Annotated in this window: 16 protein-coding genes; 12 read left to right on the forward strand and 4 right to left on the reverse strand. The window is 57.1% G+C overall.

Annotated elements, in window-relative coordinates; all coding sequences use genetic code 11:
- Positions 1 to 313: 313 nt before the first annotated feature.
- On the reverse strand, positions 314 to 2,872 hold the full coding sequence (gene mrcA, locus AC2CGP_RS09025; protein WP_020077798.1) for a peptidoglycan glycosyltransferase/peptidoglycan DD-transpeptidase MrcA: 2,559 nt from the start codon (positions 2,870 to 2,872) through the stop codon (positions 314 to 316).
- A 214-nt stretch (positions 2,873 to 3,086) separates the two neighbouring features.
- On the opposite strand from mrcA, the gene AC2CGP_RS09030 reads away from it, so the two are divergent.
- The 12 genes from AC2CGP_RS09030 to trpS all read left to right on the forward strand — a co-directional run bounded on the left by AC2CGP_RS09030 (position 3,087) and on the right by trpS (position 13,051).
- On the forward strand, positions 3,087 to 3,872 hold the full coding sequence (locus AC2CGP_RS09030; protein ID WP_020077799.1) for a pilus assembly protein PilM: 786 nt from the start codon (positions 3,087 to 3,089) through the stop codon (positions 3,870 to 3,872).
- Positions 3,873 to 3,874: 2 nt separating this feature from the next.
- On the forward strand, positions 3,875 to 4,414 hold the full coding sequence (locus AC2CGP_RS09035; RefSeq protein WP_484502326.1) for a PilN domain-containing protein: 540 nt from the start codon (positions 3,875 to 3,877) through the stop codon (positions 4,412 to 4,414).
- Positions 4,398 to 4,835 carry a HofO family protein gene (locus tag AC2CGP_RS09040; protein ID WP_484502327.1) on the forward strand — a complete coding sequence of 146 codons (438 nt, stop codon included), beginning with the start codon at positions 4,398 to 4,400 and terminating at the stop codon, positions 4,833 to 4,835. The genes AC2CGP_RS09035 and AC2CGP_RS09040 overlap by 17 nt, the downstream gene beginning before the upstream one ends.
- Positions 4,825 to 5,229, forward strand: coding sequence for a HofP DNA utilization family protein (locus AC2CGP_RS09045; protein ID WP_071609897.1), 405 nt, complete (start codon positions 4,825 to 4,827; stop codon positions 5,227 to 5,229). Before AC2CGP_RS09040 ends, AC2CGP_RS09045 begins: the two co-directional genes overlap by 11 nt.
- On the forward strand, positions 5,138 to 6,382 hold the full coding sequence (gene hofQ / locus AC2CGP_RS09050; protein ID WP_047054560.1) for a DNA uptake porin HofQ: 1,245 nt from the start codon (positions 5,138 to 5,140) through the stop codon (positions 6,380 to 6,382). Before AC2CGP_RS09045 ends, hofQ begins: the two co-directional genes overlap by 92 nt.
- 269 nt (positions 6,383 to 6,651) lie before the next feature.
- Positions 6,652 to 7,173, forward strand: a complete 522-nt coding sequence (aroK, locus tag AC2CGP_RS09055) for a shikimate kinase AroK (RefSeq protein ID WP_002920267.1) — start codon at positions 6,652 to 6,654, stop codon at positions 7,171 to 7,173.
- A gap of 53 nt (positions 7,174 to 7,226) precedes the next feature.
- A complete protein-coding gene (gene aroB / locus AC2CGP_RS09060) occupies positions 7,227 to 8,321 on the forward strand; it encodes a 3-dehydroquinate synthase (protein WP_015369386.1) in 1,095 nt (364 codons plus the stop codon).
- Positions 8,322 to 8,405: 84 nt separating this feature from the next.
- Positions 8,406 to 9,698 (forward strand): cell division protein DamX, encoded by a 1,293-nt coding sequence (gene damX, locus AC2CGP_RS09065; protein ID WP_032713181.1) that lies wholly within the window; start codon positions 8,406 to 8,408, stop codon positions 9,696 to 9,698.
- A 79-nt stretch (positions 9,699 to 9,777) separates the two neighbouring features.
- The gene (gene dam, locus AC2CGP_RS09070) at positions 9,778 to 10,605 is read left to right on the forward strand and encodes an adenine-specific DNA-methyltransferase (protein ID WP_015369388.1); all 828 of its coding nucleotides are present in this window, start codon (positions 9,778 to 9,780) and stop codon (positions 10,603 to 10,605) included.
- A gap of 17 nt (positions 10,606 to 10,622) precedes the next feature.
- The gene (gene rpe / locus AC2CGP_RS09075) at positions 10,623 to 11,300 is read left to right on the forward strand and encodes a ribulose-phosphate 3-epimerase (protein ID WP_015369389.1); all 678 of its coding nucleotides are present in this window, start codon (positions 10,623 to 10,625) and stop codon (positions 11,298 to 11,300) included.
- On the forward strand, positions 11,293 to 12,054 hold the full coding sequence (gene gph, locus AC2CGP_RS09080; protein ID WP_020077804.1) for a phosphoglycolate phosphatase: 762 nt from the start codon (positions 11,293 to 11,295) through the stop codon (positions 12,052 to 12,054). Before rpe ends, gph begins: the two co-directional genes overlap by 8 nt.
- On the forward strand, positions 12,047 to 13,051 hold the full coding sequence (gene trpS / locus AC2CGP_RS09085; protein ID WP_015369391.1) for a tryptophan--tRNA ligase: 1,005 nt from the start codon (positions 12,047 to 12,049) through the stop codon (positions 13,049 to 13,051). The genes gph and trpS overlap by 8 nt, the downstream gene beginning before the upstream one ends.
- A 67-nt stretch (positions 13,052 to 13,118) precedes the next feature.
- Here trpS and cysG read toward each other — a convergent pair whose 3' ends face one another.
- The 3 genes from cysG to nirB all read right to left on the reverse strand — a co-directional run bounded on the left by cysG (position 13,119) and on the right by nirB (position 17,511).
- Complete coding sequence (cysG, locus tag AC2CGP_RS09090; RefSeq protein WP_047077129.1) at positions 13,119 to 14,492, reverse strand: siroheme synthase CysG; 1,374 nt, start codon at positions 14,490 to 14,492, stop codon at positions 13,119 to 13,121.
- A 152-nt stretch (positions 14,493 to 14,644) separates the two neighbouring features.
- Positions 14,645 to 14,971, reverse strand: coding sequence for a nitrite reductase small subunit NirD (gene nirD, locus AC2CGP_RS09095; protein WP_015369393.1), 327 nt, complete (start codon positions 14,969 to 14,971; stop codon positions 14,645 to 14,647).
- Positions 14,968 to 17,511, reverse strand: coding sequence for a nitrite reductase large subunit NirB (gene nirB, locus AC2CGP_RS09100; RefSeq protein WP_015369394.1), 2,544 nt, complete (start codon positions 17,509 to 17,511; stop codon positions 14,968 to 14,970). The genes nirD and nirB overlap by 4 nt, the downstream gene beginning before the upstream one ends.
- Positions 17,512 to 17,725 lie beyond the last annotated feature (214 nt).

Genomic DNA, 17,725 nt, shown 5'->3' on the forward strand with positions numbered 1-17,725 from the left:
AGGCAGCGTCCCTGCAAATCACGGCCCTCAGCCCGCATCCATGCGGGCTGCCCCGGCCTTCCGGGAACGTCTCAGCGATTTTGAGGCCATCAACACCGGCAGTTTCATCCAGCGTGGTGAAGAAATTAAAGGCTGGTCGCACGAACGGTAGGCCGGATAAGGCGCAGCCGCCATCCGGCAAAAAAGCGAATGTATTCTTTGTCAGCAATAAAAAAACTGCACCTTACTTCGTTGGGTGTCCAACTTTTTGGGTGCAGTTCATTTCGGTGGTTTTTTTGCTGCTCTCAGGCCACCTTTTAGAAGGTGGCTTGCATTAGAACAACTCGTGGGTTTCGCCACCGCTATCGGTAATGGTGGTGCCAACTTCGCGCACCGCCTGATGGGTAGGCTGCGTGCCCTCGATGAAGTACTCGGCGCGGCTGTTGCCGCCGTTAGCCAGTTGACCTGTGCTGCGGTCGATATTCACCGTCACAATACCCGGCGGCGGCGTTAACGGCTCTTCCGGCACGCCTTCCAGTACCCGTTTCATAAAATCATCCCAGGCCGGTTGGGCGCTTTTAGCGCCGCCTTCATAACCCGAAATCTGATCTTTAATCGCGCCGGAAGCGGTGGTACGGCCCAAATCGCGGCGGTGGTCATCGAAGCCAATCCACACCGACGTCACGACGCCAGGACCGTAGCCGGAGAACCACGCGTCTTTTGAGCTGTTGGTGGTACCGGTTTTGCCGCCGATATCATGACGCTGCAGGTCGCGGCCCGCACGCCAGCCGGTGCCCATCCAGCCCGGTTCGCCGAAAATATTGGTATTCAGCGCGCTCTTAATCAGGAAGGCCAACGGCGTGTTGATGACATGCGGGGCATACTCCGGCGCGCCGCTTTGCGCGACCAGCGACTGATTAGCCTGCTCAAGCTGCGGCTGCGGCGGAACGTCGCCATTTTGCGGCTCCTGAGAGGTGGCGACCTCTTCAACATCCTGGTTTTCCAGCACATTGGATTTCGGCGTATCGCCGTAGATCACCGGCGAATTACACTGCGGACAGGCGATCTTAGGCCGCTCTTCAAACAGCACGCCGCCCTGATCGTTCTCAATCTTGCTAATAAAGTACGGATTAATCAGGAAGCCGCCGTTGGCCATTACCGAATAGCCGCGGGCGACCTGTAGCGGGGTAAAGGAAGCGGAACCCAGCGCCAGTGATTCGGTATGGACGATGTTCTGCGCCGGGAAGCCGAAACGCTGCAGATACTCTGCCGCATAATCGACGCCCATTGCGCGCATCGCGCGCACCATCACCACGTTCTTCGACTGGCCTAATCCCTGACGCAGACGAATAGGGCCGGCGTACTGCGGCGGCGAGTTTTTCGGCCGCCAGTCGGAGCCCGCGCCGGCATCCCAGCGGGAGATCGGCACATCGTTAAGCATACTGGCGAGGGTTAAGCCTTTGTCCATCGCCGCGGTATAAAGGAACGGCTTGATATTGGAGCCAACCTGACGCAGCGCCTGGGTAGCGCGGTTGAACTTACTCTGATTGAAGTCAAAGCCGCCGACCAGAGCGATAATCGCGCCATTTTGCGGGTTGATAGATACCAGCGCGGAGTTTACTTCCGGCACCTGCGACAGCCACCATTTGTCGCCCTCTTTGCGCACCCAAATTTGCTGCCCGGTCTGAATGACGTCGGTCACTTTGCGCGGCGTCGAGCCTTGTTGCGTATCGGAAACGTAGCGACGCGCCCAACGGACGCCATCCATCGTTAATGCCACCGACGTGCCGTTGCCCAGCAACGCGACCGCTTCCTGCTGGTTCGCGGAGGTGACTACCGCCGGGGCTAGCGGGCCGACGCCCGGCAGTTTTTTCAGCGTATCGAGGATTTTTTTGTTATCCCACGGGGTCTCGCCAACTTTCCACAGCACATTGGCCGGGCCACGATAGCCGTGGCGCATGTCGTAATCGAGCACGTTTTTACGCACCGACTGCTGGGCGGCCTGCTGGTTTTTACGCGTGATGGTGGTGTAGACGCGATAGCCGTCTTCGTAGGCCTGCTCGCCGTAGCGGTTGACCATCTCCTGACGCACCATTTCGCTCAGATACGGGGCGGAGAAGGCGATTTCCGGCGTATGGTAGCTGGCGTCAATCGCTTCGCTGCGCGCCTGATCGTACTGTGCCTGAGTGATATAGCCTTCGCTTAACATTCGCGACAGCACCACGTTGCGACGCGCGGTCGCGCGGTCCAGCGAATAGAGCGGGTTAAAGGTGGAAGGCGCTTTCGGCAGACCGGCGATAACCGCCATTTCGCTCAGCGTCAGCTGATCGACTGATTTACCGAAGTAAACCTGCGCGGCGGCGCCGACGCCATAGGCACGGTAGCCGAGGTAAATTTTGTTGAGGTAAAGATCGAGAATTTCGTCTTTATTCAGCAGCTGTTCGATGCGGATTGCGAGGAAAACTTCTTTGATCTTACGCGTTATCGTTTTTTCCGGACTGAGGAAAAAGTTACGTGCGAGCTGCTGAGTGATGGTACTGGCGCCCTGCGAGGCATGGCCTGAGAACATCGCCACGCTGGCGGCGCGGAAAATCCCCACCGGATCGACGCCATGATGCTCATAGAAGCGGCTATCTTCAGTCGCGATAAACGCTTTTATCAGCTCCGGCGGCATCTGCTGCAGAGTGACGGGGATGCGGCGCTTTTCGCCATATTGCGCAATAAGCTCGCCGTCCGCGCTATAAACCTGCATCGGGATCTGCAAGCGCACATCCTTTAAGGTCGCGACATCGGGGAGTTGCGGCTCTATAAATTTGTAGAGGCCATAAATCGAGCCTGCTCCCAGCAGAACGCAACAAACTGCAAGGATAAAAAGATACTTTACGAACTTCACCGGAGAATTCCCATTTAGTTTTATTTGGGCAGTTTATAAACAAACGCGCGGTAGTATAAAGGCAAGCCAGGAGCATTGATATACCCCTACGGGGCGGCTTGCTGGCGCTATGCCTTCCGGACGGCGTGTCGATCGACGCTAAAAGCCCCCATTTCGCCACATGGTATATCCAGGCTGCTCCTTGAATCGCAATCGCGGATAAGGAGATCTAAGCATGACTTTCAGAAATTGGCGTATAGGAATTCACATTCAACAGGATAGCGTCGCCATCGTGGCGCTGTTATACGAACGCGGGCGCTGGGCTTTGCGTCGCTGGTGGCGAATTCCGCTGCCGCCCGGCCTGGTGGCGCAGGGCAGCATCGTTGACCTTAGTGAGATGGTGAAGCGGTTACGTGAATGGCGCCGCGAGCTGCCGTTACAGCATCAGGTGTGCATTGCGCTTCCTGCCAGCCGTACGCTGCAAAAGCAGTTGCCCGCGCCACAGGTGTCGCTGCGGGAAAGCGAAAGAGCGACATGGATAGCGGGCACGATGGCGCGTCAGCTGGAAATGCCTGCCTCTTCGCTGTGTATCGATTACGCCGCCCGCGCGGCAAACGATGGCTGGCAGGCGACGGCGGCTCAGCGTTTGGATATCGACGCCCTGCGTCAGCTGGCGCGGAGGCTTAAGCTGCGCCTGGCGGCTATCGTACCGGATGCGGCTGCTCTCACTTCTTTTTTTCCCTGGCTTACTGACGCGACTCAGGGCCTGGTCTGGCAGGGGGACGCGCAGTGGTTATGGGCGACCCAGGAGGGCTGGGGCTATTGTCCTTGCGCTGAAGCCCCCTCTTTCTCGCACTTAACCTCGCGCCTCAATGATGAACAGTTCCAGCTCTGTAGCAGCCTGCCGTTGGCGGAAAATAGCTTCGATTGCTGGAGCGTGATCCACCGCCTGCAACCGCCGCTTCCCGCCTGCGGCGATCGCTTTGCTATCGCGCTTGGTTTGGCGCTGGGAGGTAAATAAACATGGCGCAGCAGATTAATCTTCTGCCGTGGCGCGAGACGCGACGGCGGCAACGCTTGCGCCTGGGCGGGCTGCTGGCGGCGGCGATGGCGCTAAGCATCGCCACCCTGACGATAGCGACGCGCACGTTACGTCAGATGGATGTGGCGCAGCAGGTAATGCGCACCCAGGCCGACAATCTGCTTTATTCCGCGCTGTTGCAACGCGAGCGGGAGATGCGTGAGGAAATACAGCGCGGTGAGCGGCAGGCTCGGCGAGCGCAGCGGCGGGCGGAGACGCGTGCCTGGCAGTCGCGGCTGTTATCGCTGGCCGCACTATTGCCGGAGCCGCTGTGGCTGACCAGGCTGGACTACCAGCCGCAGGGAATCACCCTCAACGGCCTGGCGCTGAACCTCAAGGCGGTGGCGGCGCTGGAAAAAGCGCTCAGCAAGCTGGAGGGTTTTCAACCGGTTACGCCAGGGGCGACGCGGCGTGATGCACAGGGGCGCTGGTCATTCAGCTTTTTCCTTGCAGGAGAAACCACCGATGCGGCTAGCGATTGAACGCCTGCTGGCGCTGCGTGGGTGGTCGTTGACGTTACTCTGCGGCGCAGTGTTGGCTGCGGCAATGTGTCTGACGTTTTCGCTTGCTGCTGTCAGCGTTTCACCGCCCGCGAATGTGCCGCTACAGGCGCAATGGCGGCGAATATTGCCGCTGCGCGCCACGCTGCAGCAACGCGTAGTCCATAGTTGGACTACCCGGCGTTTTTCGCCGCTGGAGCCGCCTGTCGCCGGCGTCGCCTTACAGGCCTGGCAACCGAGGGGGCGCGGTGGCGAAATGCTTGCTGTGGTTGACTGGCAGGCGGTGCCGCCGCTGTTTGCCTGGCTTGCCGATTGCGGGGTACATCCTGGCGCTTTTTCATTGAATGCCGAAAAAGGAGCGTTGCAGTTGTCGCTGCAGCTGGAGAGGGACGATGAAACATAAAGGATACATGCTGCTGTTGGTTTGTCCTCTGCTGACAGGGGCGCGGGATCCTTTTTTACCCGTCGAGGATCGCTGCCAGACCACACAACTGACACAGTGGCGCTACGGCGGCGGAACTGGCCACCCGGCGCTGTGGCTGGCTCTTATTCAGGATCACACCGGTCAGTGGCGGCGTGTACGACGCAACGACGTTTTGCCTGGCGGCTGGCGAATTCGACAGCTAACGGTAGAAACATTAACTCTGGAGGCCAGCGCCGGGTGTGAACCCGCACGCTGGGTCTGGTCACGTAAGGGAAGCCAACATGATGCGAAGGATAAGCCCGTTGCTACTTCTGCTGTTGCCGTTGCTGGCCGCGGCGACGAAAAAAGAACCGCCGGTGTCGCTGGTGGTTGATGATGTACCGGTGGTCCAGGTACTGCAAAGCCTGGCGGAAATGCAAAATCTTAATGTAATCGTGGCGCCGGAGGTCAGTGGTACATTGTCGCTCCACTTAAACAGCGTTCCCTGGCGACAGGCGCTCCAGTCGGTTGTCGATAGCGCCGGGCTGACAATGGCCCGGCAGGGCACGGTGTTGTACATCCATACACAGGCGTGGCAGCAAGCAAAACGGGCGCAGCAGGAAGCCGAGCAGGCCAGACGCTGGCAGAATCTGCCATTACGTAACCACAGTATCCCGCTGCGCTATGCCGACGCAGACGAACTGGCGAAATCCGGGGGCAAGCTGTTGAGCGCCCGCGGCACGATGACTGTCGATCGGCGTACTAATCGTCTGCTAATCCGCGACGACGATCGTCATTTGCCGGCGCTGAAGGCGTGGGCTGAAGAGATGGATCTGCCGGTCGGGCAGGTGGAACTGGCGGCGCACATTGTGTCAATGAGCGCGACCAGCCTGCGTGAGCTTGGCGTGAAGTGGAGCCTGGCGGAGGCCAGCAGTACGCCGGGGATGGGGAAAATGACCAACCTGAGTAGCAACCTGGCGGTGTCAGATGCAACCACCCGCGGCGGCTTTAATATCGGCCGGATCAACGGGCGATTACTGGAGCTGGAGCTTTCCGCGCTGGAGCAAAAGCAGCAGGTGGACATCATCGCCAGTCCACGCTTGCTGGCGTCGCATATGCAACCCGCTAGTATCAAACAGGGCAGCGAAATCCCCTATCAGGTCTCCAGCGGAGAAAGCGGCGCCACCTCGGTCGAGTTTAAAGAGGCGGTCCTGGGGATGGAAGTGACGCCGACGGTGCTACAGCAGGATCGCGTGCGCCTGAAGCTGCGCATTAGCGAAAATACGCCAGGCCAGGTACTGCAGCAGGAGAATGGCGAAGCGTTGGCAATTGATAAGCAAGAAATTGAAACCTTAGTCGAGGTGAAAAGCGGCGAGACCCTGGCGCTGGGCGGTATTTTTTCGCAAAAGAATAAGTCGGCGCGCGACAGCGTGCCGTTGCTTGGCGAAATCCCCTTGCTCGGGCAGCTGTTTCGCCATGATGGTAAAGATAATGAACGACGTGAACTGGTTGTCTTCATCACGCCGCGTATTCTGGCAGTACATTAAGCGGGTTTTTCATGCTAAACACGTTTCAGGTGTTTGACGCGGGGACGGATTTAGCATACAAGGGGTACCGATTTGAGAGTCGGGTACGACATCAATCCTCCCTTTATGTCCGGCGATTTTATTCTGTTGCCAAACCAGCCGGAGTATTGAGATAATTTTTAGTCTGACTCTCGCTCTATTGCATATGAGGTTTCAGTTCATGTCCTGCTGCGCTGGGTGTCTGCGAAGCGGGTTTATCATTAACGAATAGTCTTAGTAGTACCGAAAAAATGGCAGAGAAACGCAATATCTTTCTGGTTGGGCCTATGGGTGCCGGCAAAAGCACTATTGGGCGCCAGTTAGCCCAACAGCTCAACATGGAATTTTACGATTCTGATCAAGAGATTGAGAAACGCACTGGCGCAGACGTCGGCTGGGTCTTCGATGTCGAAGGCGAAGAAGGCTTCCGCGATCGTGAAGAAAAAATCATCAATGAGTTGACGGAAAAACAGGGAATCGTACTCGCCACTGGCGGCGGCTCAGTAAAATCCCGTGAAACGCGTAACCGTCTCTCCGCCCGCGGCGTGGTGGTCTACCTGGAAACAACGATCGAAAAACAACTTGCTCGTACGCAGCGCGATAAAAAGCGTCCTTTATTACAAGTAGATGCGCCGCCACGTGAAGTTCTTGAAGCGTTGGCAGATGAACGTAATCCACTGTATGAAGAGATCGCCGATGTCACTATCCGCACCGACGATCAAAGCGCGAAAGTCGTTGCAAACCAGATTATTCATATGCTGGAAAGCAACTAATTCTGGCTTAATAAAGTGCGTCAGAGTAAAGCAACTGAGGTGGACGTCGCGTTATGGAGAAGCTGACTGTAACTCTCGGGGAACGTAGTTACCCGATTACCATCGCGGCTGGTTTGTTTAACGATCCAGCTTCTTTTCTGCCACTGAAATCAGGCGACCAGGTTATGCTGGTCACCAATGAAACGCTGGCGCCGCTTTATCTTGATACCGTTCGCTCCGTACTGGAGCAAGCGGGTGTCAACGTTGACAGCGTGATCCTGCCGGATGGCGAGCAGTATAAAAGCCTGGCGGTGATGGATACGGTATTTACCGCGCTGTTGCAAAAACCACATGGCCGCGACACCACACTCGTGGCGCTCGGCGGCGGCGTGGTTGGCGATTTAACCGGTTTTGCCGCGGCGAGCTATCAGCGCGGCGTACGTTTTATTCAAGTTCCCACCACGCTGCTTTCGCAGGTGGACTCTTCGGTTGGCGGCAAAACGGCCGTAAACCATCCCCTCGGTAAAAATATGATTGGCGCCTTCTGGCAGCCGGTTTCCGTGGTCGTCGACCTTAATTGTCTCAAAACCTTGCCGAAGCGTGAGCTCTCCTCCGGCCTGGCTGAGGTTATTAAGTACGGCATTATCCTCGACGGCGAGTTCTTCTGCTGGCTTGAAGACAACATCGATGCGCTGATGGCGCTGGATGAATCAGCGATGGCGTACTGTATTCGCCGTTGTTGTGAGCTAAAAGCCGAAGTTGTCGCTGCTGACGAGCGCGAAACCGGGTTACGTGCTTTACTGAATCTGGGACATACATTTGGCCATGCTATCGAAGCTGAAATGGGCTACGGTAACTGGCTACATGGCGAAGCTGTGGCGGCAGGAATGGTCATGGCGGCGCATACGTCCGAGCGTTTAGGGCAGTTTAGCGCGCAGGATACGCAGCGTATGATTGCGCTGTTGCAACGTGCAGGGTTGCCGGTACGCGGGCCGCAGGAAATGTCTGCAGAAGCGTATTTGCCTCACATGATGCGTGATAAAAAGGTACTGGCAGGCGAAATGCGCCTGGTATTACCGCTCGCTATAGGAAAGAGCGAGGTCCGCGGCGGAGTGTCGCACGATGTAGTTCTTGGCGCGATTGCTGATACTCAGCAGGCGCAACAATAAGAAGGTCTAGCCGCGTCCGCGCGGCGTTATCATTTCGGGCAACATGCAATAATCGTGAGCATAAGCCTTTTAGTGGGGTGTTAAATGGATGATTTCAAACCAGAAGACGATATGAAAGCCGATCGCAACGATCGTCGTGCTGGTCGTTCCCGTCAGTCTTCCGAGCGTGACGCCGATCCGCAGATCAATTTCGACGATCTCGATCTTGAGGCCGATGAAGGCCGTCCGACGCGCGCGAACAAAGCCCGTCGTGAACGCGATGAAGAAGAGTACGAAGAGGACCTCGAGTCCGAAGAAGAAGTAGAAGAAGAGCAGCAGGTTGAACGCCGCCCGCGTAAACGCAAAAAGGCCCCTGCTAAACCGGCTTCCCGCCAGTATGTCATGATGGGCGTCGGGGTGCTGGTACTCCTGCTGCTGATTGTCGGCGTGGGTTCGGCGCTGAAATCGCCATCTTCTTCCAATGAATCCGCTTCTGGTGAAAAGAGCGTTAATCTGTCAGGCGATCAAAGCATGACCGCTGACCAGAACAACAATGCCGCGCAGCCGGTCGATCAAACTGCGGGCAACACCAACCAACAACAGTCGCAGGACGTTTCTCTGCCGCCGATCGCCTCTAATCCGACTCAGGGTCAACCCGCCTCCGAGCCGCAGGGCCAGCAGCGTGTGGAAGTTCAGGGCGACCTGAACAATGCGCTGACTCAACAGCAGGGTCAACTGGATAGCGCTGTTGCTAACTCCACCTTACCGACCGAACCTGCGACCGTTGCGCCGATGCGTAATGGCGCCGCGCCGCGTCAAACGACCGAACGCCAGACGGCCGCCGCGCCGCGTCCTGCCGAGCGTAAACAGGTGGTGATTGAACCGAAACCGCAAAGCAAGCCGCAGGCGACCGCCAAAGCGCCGGTTGAAACTAAGCCTAAGCGCGTAGAGAGCGCGCCGGCGGCTACCGCCAGCAAGCCTGTCGCCACTGCGCAGACTAAACCGGCTGCGACAACCGCGCCAACGGCTACCGCGACTGCGCCTGCCGCAACGACCTCCACCCCGGCGGCCACCGCGCCTGCGGCGACCGCAGCGGCTGGCAGCAAAACGGCTGGCGATGTTGGTTCGATGAAGTCTGCGCCGTCTGGCAACTATACGTTGCAGCTCAGCAGCTCCTCTAACTACAACAACCTGAATAACTGGGCGAAGAAAGAGAAGCTGGAAAAATATGTTGTCTATGAGACGACTCGCAACGGTCAACCGTGGTATGTGCTGGTTAGCGGCATCTACGCTTCAAAAGATGAAGCGAAACGTGCTGTCGCCACGCTCCCTGCGGATGTTCAGGCGAAAAATCCATGGGCAAAACCGCTGCACCAGGTACAAGCTGACCTGAAGTAATGCCGCGAGTAGTCTTAAGCGCAGGATGCTGTCGGAGCGATTTCTCCACAGCCGGAGAAAGTGTAATTAGTTAGGCAGCATGAAAAAGAATCGCGCTTTTCTGAAGTGGGCAGGGGGGAAATACCCCCTGCTTGACGATATTAAAAAGCATTTGCCGGAAGGTGAATGCTTGATTGAGCCCTTCGTGGGCGCCGGGTCGGTATTCCTGAATACCGACTTTTCTCGTTATATTCTCGCGGATATCAATAGCGATCTGATCGGTCTGTATAACATCGTCAAATTGCGCACCGACGAATACGTCAGCGCGGCACGTGAGATGTTTACGCCGGAAAATAACGCCGCGGAGCGCTACTACCAGTACCGTGATGAATTCAACCAGAGTCAGGATCCCCTGCGTCGCGCGGTGCTGTTCCTGTATCTGAATCGTCATGGCTACAACGGCCTGTGCCGCTACAACCTGCGCGGCGAGTTCAACGTGCCGTTTGGCCGCTACAAAAAGCCCTATTTCCCCGAGGCTGAGCTCTATCACTTCGCCGCCAAGGCGCAGAACGCCGAGTTTTACTGCGAATCTTATGAAGAGTGTATGAAGCGCGCCGATAGCCGGGCGGTGGTCTATTGCGATCCGCCGTACGCGCCGCTGACGGCGACGGCGAATTTTACCGCCTACCACACCAACAGCTTCAACCTTGATCAGCAGGTACTGCTGGCGAAAAAGGCGGAATCGTTGATGAAAAAGCGGATCCCGGTGCTTATCTCAAACCACCGCACGCCGCTGACGCAGGAGTGGTATAAAAACGCGGCGGAAACGCATATTGTGAAGGTTCGGCGCAGCATCAGCAGCAATGGTGGTACGCGTAAAAAGGTGGACGAGCTCTTAGCGCTGTACCGTCCACCGAAGACCAAATAAATTTCAAGGAGATGCGGATGAAGCAGTATTTGATTGCCCCTTCGATTCTGTCGGCTGATTTTGCCCGTTTGGGCGAGGATACCGCTAAGGCACTGGCGGCGGGTGCGGATGTCGTACACTTCGACGTCATGGACAACCACTATGTGCCGAATCTGACGATTGGCCCGATGGTACTGAAGTCGCTGCGCAACTACGGCATTACCGCGCCGATCGATGTGCACCTGATGGTAAAGCCGGTCGACCGCATCATTCCTGATTTTGCCGAAGCCGGCGCCAGCATTATCACTTTCCACCCGGAAGCCTCTGAACACGTCGACCGCAGCCTGCAGCTTATCAAAGAGCATGGCTGTAAAGCGGGGCTGGTATTCAACCCGGCAACGCCGCTGAGTTACCTCGATTACGTTATGGATAAGCTGGATGTGATCCTGCTGATGTCGGTTAACCCAGGCTTTGGCGGCCAGTCCTTTATTCCGCACACCCTTGAAAAACTGCGTCAGGTGCGTCAGCTTATCGATCAATCCGGTTACGACATTCGCCTTGAAGTCGATGGCGGCGTGAAAGCCAGCAATATTGGTGAAATTGCCGCCGCCGGTGCGGATATGTTTGTCGCGGGTTCGGCGATCTTCGGCCAGCCGGACTACAAAAAAGTTATTGATCAAATGCGTAGTGAATTAGCGAAGGTTAGTCATGGATAAATTACAGGCCATCCGCGGCGTGGCATTCGACCTGGACGGTACGCTGGTCGATAGCGCGCCGGGTCTAACCGCCGCCGTTGATAGCGCGCTTTATGCGCTGGAACTGCCGGTGGCAGGTGAAGAACGCGTCGTGACCTGGATTGGCAACGGCGCAGACGTCCTGATGGAGCGGGCGCTGAACTGGGCTCGCCAGGAGCGCGCCACGTTACGCGCGGCGATGGGGAAACCTTCCGTCGACGATCATGATATACCGCAAGACGAACAGCTACGCGTTTTGCGTAAACTGTTCGACCGCTATTACGCCGAAGCGGCGGAAGAAGGTAGTTTCTTGTTCCCGGCGGTGGCCGATACGCTCGGCGCGCTGCATGCCAAAGGCCTGCCGCTGGCGCTGGTCACCAACAAACCAACGCCGTTCGTGGCGCCCTTGCTCGAGGCGCTGGATATCGCGAAATACTTTAGCGTGGTGATCGGCGGCGACGATGTGAAGAACAAAAAGCCGCATCCGGATCCGCTGCTGCTGGTGGCGCAAAAGCTCTCTCTGACGCCTGCCGAACTCTTGTTCGTCGGGGATTCGCGCAATGATATTCAGGCGGCGAAAGCGGCAGGTTGCCGCTCTATCGGTCTGACTTACGGCTATAACTACGGCGAGCCGATAGCGCTGAGCGAGCCGGATTTTATCTTTGACCAATTTAATGAACTCTTGCCCGCTCTTGGGCTACCGTACAGTGAAACTCAGGAATTAAAAAATGACTAAGCCCATCGTTTTTAGTGGCGCACAGCCCTCAGGTGAATTGACCATTGGCAACTATATGGGTGCGCTGCGTCAATGGGTAAACATGCAGGATGACTATCACTGTATTTACTGCATCGTTGACCAGCACGCGATCACCGTGCGTCAGGATCCGCAGAACCTGCGTAAAGCAACGCTGGATACGCTGGCGCTGTATCTGGCCTGCGGTATCGATCCGCAAAAGAGCACCATTTTCGTCCAGTCTCACGTGCCGGAACACGCACAGCTGGGCTGGGCGCTCAACTGCTACACCTATTTCGGCGAACTGAGCCGCATGACCCAGTTTAAGGACAAGTCCGCGCGCTACGCCGAGAACATCAACGCTGGTCTGTTTGACTACCCGGTACTGATGGCCGCTGACATCCTGCTGTACCAGACCAACCAGGTACCGGTAGGCGAAGATCAGAAACAGCATCTTGAGCTGAGCCGCGACGTTGCGCAGCGCTTTAACGCTATCTATGGCGATATCTTTAAAGTGCCTGAGCCGTTTATTCCTAAGTCCGGCGCGCGCGTCATGTCGCTGCTGGAACCGACCAAGAAGATGTCCAAGTCCGATGACAACCGCAACAACGTCATTGGTCTGCTGGAAGACCCGAAATCGGTAGTTAAGAAGATCAAACGCGCGGTGACCGATTCCGACGAGCCGCCGGTTGTCCGTTACGATGTGCAAAACAAAGCGGGCGTTTCCAACCTGCTGGATATTCTCTCCGCCGTCACCGGCCAGAGCATTCCGGAGCTGGAACAGCACTTTGAAGGTAAAATGTACGGCCATCTGAAAGGTGAAGTCGCCGAAGCGGTTTCCGGGATGCTGACCGAGCTGCAGGAGCGCTATCACCGTTTCCGCAACGACGAAGCGTTCCTTAATCAGGTGATGAAAGAGGGCGCCGAGAAGGCCAGCGCGCACGCTTCTAAGACTCTGAAAGCGGTATATGAAGCGATTGGCTTTGTCGCTAAGCCGTAATAAGGCTCGCTGAAGGTAAAAAACCGGGATTATCCCGGTTTTTTTGTCTTTGTCAGAGCGCATTAGCTTAATGGTGAGAAAACCAGTTCAGCTTGTCGCGTAGCGCCACCACGCGGCCCACGATAATTAACGCCGGGCTGGCCATCTGCTGCGCCATGATATCCAGCCGATCCAGAGTGCCGGTGACGACCTTCTGGTTGACCGCGGTGCCGTTTTCGACGATAGCGGCCGGCATATCCGCCGCCATGCCGTGGGCGATCAGTTTTTCGCGGATCGCCGCCGCCTGGTTTAGCCCCATATAGAACACCAGCGTCTGTTTTTCCGCCGCCAGATTTTGCCAGTCGAGATCGCTACCGGTTTTCAGATGGCCGGTGATCAGGCGTACGCCCTGGGCGAAATCGCGGTGGGTGAGCGGAATGCCGGAGTAGGCCGAGCAGCCGGAGGCGGCGGTGATCCCCGGCACCACCGAGAACGGAATACCTGCCGCGCAGAGGGTCTCCAGCTCTTCGCCGCCGCGGCCAAAAATAAACGGATCGCCGCCTTTCAGGCGTACAACACGTTTGCCGCTTTGCGCTTCGCGCAGCAGGATTTGGTTGATTTCCTCCTGCGGCACGCAGTGATAGCCTGCACGTTTGCCGACAAACACCCGATCGGCGTCACGGCGCACCAGGTTCATAATGTCGTCGGAGACCAGTCGGTCATAAACCACTACATCGGCCTGCTGGATCTGCTGCAGTCCCTTGAGGGTGAGCAGCCCGGCATCGCCCGGACCGGCGCCCACCAGCACCACTTCGCCGCGATGTTCCAGCGGCTCATTCAATAACTGTTCCGTGGTGTCGGCAACGGCCTGACGATCATCGTTCGCCAGCGATTGGGCGAGACGATCGTTAACAAACAGTTTTTCCCAGAAGCGGCGGCGCTCGCCGACGGTAGCGAACTGTTTTTTCACCCTTGAGCGCAACTGCCCGGCATAGCGGGCGATTTGCCCGAGGTGCAGCGGCAGCAGCGATTCGAGCTTTTCACGCAGCAGGCGCGCCAGCACCGGGGAGGTACCGCCGGAAGACACGGCGACCATCAGCGGCGAGCGGTCGATAATTGACGGCATGATAAAGCTGGCCTGACGGGGCGCATCCACTACGTTGCAGAAAATACGCCGTGATTCAGCGGCCTCGCTGACCTGCTGATTAACGACATCATCGTCGGTGGCGGCGATCGCCAGCCAGCAGTTATCGAGCAGCGCAGGATTGAAATCGCCCTGCGCCAGCGTCAGCATTTGCGCCTCGGCCCACACCTGAAACTGCGGAGTAAACTGGCGTGAGTTCACCGTTAACCGGGCGCCTGCGTCGAGCAACAGACGCGCCTTGCGTTCAGCGACATCGCCGCCGCCGACCAGCAAGCAGTCGCGATCGCGTAGTTGGCAAAAAATAGGTAAGTGGTCCACGGCAGATCCTCACGGCAAGGGGGGAAAGGGAGTGCGGTCGTAGCATAGCAGCTGAGGGAATCACGGAGATATGAATTTTGCCGCCTCTACTTATTAGTGGTCATAAGCTGATGATATGGCTCCCCCCGCCGCGCGGAGGGAACCTTGCGGCATCAGGCTTTCAGCTGCACTTTGCCATCTTTAACACGGGCTTCGTAGTGGGCGATGGAGTGGCTCTCATCTTCCATGCACAGCCCGTCGCTGAGACGGAAGCGCTGCTTTTTCAACGGGCTGGCAACCCACAGCGCGCCGTCATGCTCAGCGATAATCCCGCGGGACAGCACGCTGGCATTGAAGAACGGATCGATATTGCTGATGGCGAACACTCTGTCGTCATGGTACGGACGGAAGATAGCTACCTGCTGTTGCCCCAGCAGCGCACAGACGCCGGTCGCCGGCAGGATGTCGTCAATTTTGCAGATGTTTACCCACTGGCTCATACGTTTTCCTCCACCAGCGTGACCGGGATGCGCTCATAGGGCGTGGCCGGGCGATGCTGGTCACGTTCCGGCACCACCTGAACGTTCGGGTCGCGCTGATCGCTGTTGATAAAGTGTTTGAAGCGCGTCTGCGCCGCCGGGTTATTGACGGTCTCGGTCCATTCGCAGGCAAAAGCGGCGCGCAGGCGAGCCAGCTCTTCTTCAAGGTGATCGTTCAGGCCCAGCTTATCGTCGATGATGACGCTGCGCAGATAGTCGATACCGCCTTCCATGTTGTCCAGCCACGGCGCGGTACGGGTAAGCTTATCGGCGGTGCGGATGTAGAACATCATAAAGCGGTCGAGATATTTGATGAGCGTATCGCGATCGAGGTCCGCGGCCAGCAGATCGGCGTGGCGTGGTTTCATCCCGCCGTTACCGCACACGTACAGGTTCCAGCCTTTCTCGGTGGCGATGATCCCAACGTCTTTACCCTGGGCTTCCGCGCATTCACGGGTACAACCGGAGACGCCGAACTTCATTTTGTGCGGGGTACGGATACCTTTATAGCGGTTTTCCAGTTCTACGCCGAAGCCGACGCTATCGCCGACGCCGTAGCGGCACCAGGTACTGCCGACGCAGGTTTTCGCCATACGTAACGCTTTGGCGTAGGCATGGCCGGTTTCGAAGCCGGCTTCAATCAGTTGACGCCAGATTTCCGGCAGATCGTCTTTTTGCGCGCCGAACAGGCCGATACGCTGGGAGCCGGTGATTTTGGTATACAGATTAAATTCGCGCGCGATGCGACCGACGGCAACCAGGCCTTCTGGCGTAATTTCGCCGCCTGCGGAGCGCGGGATAACCGAGTAGGTGCCATCTTTCTGGATGTTGGCGAGGAAGTTATCGTTGGTGTCCTGCAGCGGCGTGTGCTGTGGTTTGAGGATGTACTCATTCCAGCAGGAGGCCAGCAGGGAACCGACGGTCGGCTTACAGACTTCACAGCCGTAGCCCTGACCATGTTTTTCCAGCAGTTCGTCGAAGGTTTTGATGCCTTCGACGCGGATCAGGTGGAACAGCTCCTGGCGAGAGTAGGCGAAGTGCTCACACAGATTGTTGTTCACTTCGATACCCTGTTTCGCCAGCTCGGCGTTGAGCACCTGCGTCACCAGCGGAATACAGCCGCCGCAGCCGGTTCCGGCTTTGGTTTCCGCTTTCAGCGCCGCCACGGTGTGGCAGCCTTTATTGATAGCGGCGATCAGGTCGCCTTTGCTGACGTCGAAGCAGGAACAAATCTGCGCGCTGTCCGGCAGTTTATCCACGCCGATCGATGGCTTGCCGCTGCCGGCGTGGGCCGGGAGGATCAGCGAATCCGGGTTTTCCGGCAGCTCGATGGCATTCAGCACCAGCTGCAGCAGGTTGCCGTAATCGCTGGTGTCGCCGACCAGTACCGCGCCAAGCAGGGTTTTGTTATCTTCGCTGACAATGAGCCGTTTGTAGACTTCTTTGCTTTCGTCGAGATAGACGTAGCTACGCGCGCCCGGCGTGCGCCCGTGGGCGTCGCCGATACCGCCAACGTCCACGCCGAGCAGCTTCAGCTTGGCGCTGAGGTCGGCGCCGGTGAACAGATTGTCGTTGCCGAGGATATGGTCAACGGTAACCTGCGCCATTTTGTAGCCCGGGGCGACAAGACCGTATACGCGGTTATTCCAGCTGGCGCATTCGCCGATAGCGTAGATATCCGGATCGGAGGTCTGGCAGCTATCGTTGACCATGATGCCGCCGCGTTGGGCGACGGCGAGACCGCACTGGGTAGCCAGCTTGTCGCGCGGACGGATACCGGTAGAGAAGACGATGAAATCGACCTGCAGTTCGCTACCGTCGGCGAAGCGCATCGTTTTGCGTGCCTCGGTGCCCTGCTGAACGATCTCTTTGGTATTTTTGCTGGTGTGAACCTTCACGCCCATGCTTTCAATCTTACGCTTCAGCTGCTCGCCGCCCATCTGGTCGAGCTGCTCGGCCATCAGCATCGGCGCAAACTCGATCACGTGGGTTTCCACGCCGAGATTTTTCAGCGCGCCAGCCGCTTCCAGGCCGAGCAGACCGCCGCCGACCACCGCGCCGCGTTTGCTGCGACGGGCGCAGGATTCGATGGCGTTAAGATCTTCAATAGTACGATAGACGAAGCAATCCTGGGTTTCCGCGCCTTTAATGGGCGGGATCCACGGGTATGAGCCAGTCGCCATAATCAGCTTGTCGTAGAAAACGGTACGGCCAGCGCTGGAGTGGATCACCTTTTCCTGACGGTTGATGGTAATCGCGCGTTCGCCGACCAGTACCTTGACGCCGTGTTTCTCATAGAAACCTTCGCGTACCAGCGACAGCTCTTCCGCAGTGTGATGGGAGAAGTAAGACGACAGGTGGACACGGTCATAGGCGATACGCGGCTCTTCACAGAACACGGTAATGTCGAATTGTCCGGCAGGCGCCTTATCAAGAAGCTCTTCGATAAAGCGATGGCCGACCATGCCGTTACCGATAATAGCGATTCTGACTTTGCTCATTTTTGCCTCGATTTCTTTTCTATTACCGCCTACCTTAACGATTCAGCTACTACACTCATTGATACAAATCAATTTAGAACTTACCTACCACTTAATGGGTATATTTATGATTTATAATGATTTTTCTAAGTGATGGAAAAATCAGGCTTTTCCGTTCTGTTCTTTTTATGTACAAAGGCAGCGGAAGAAATAAGCAATATTCAGGGGGGCAAAC

The organism is Klebsiella sp. SYXHC3 (assembly GCF_057196925.1).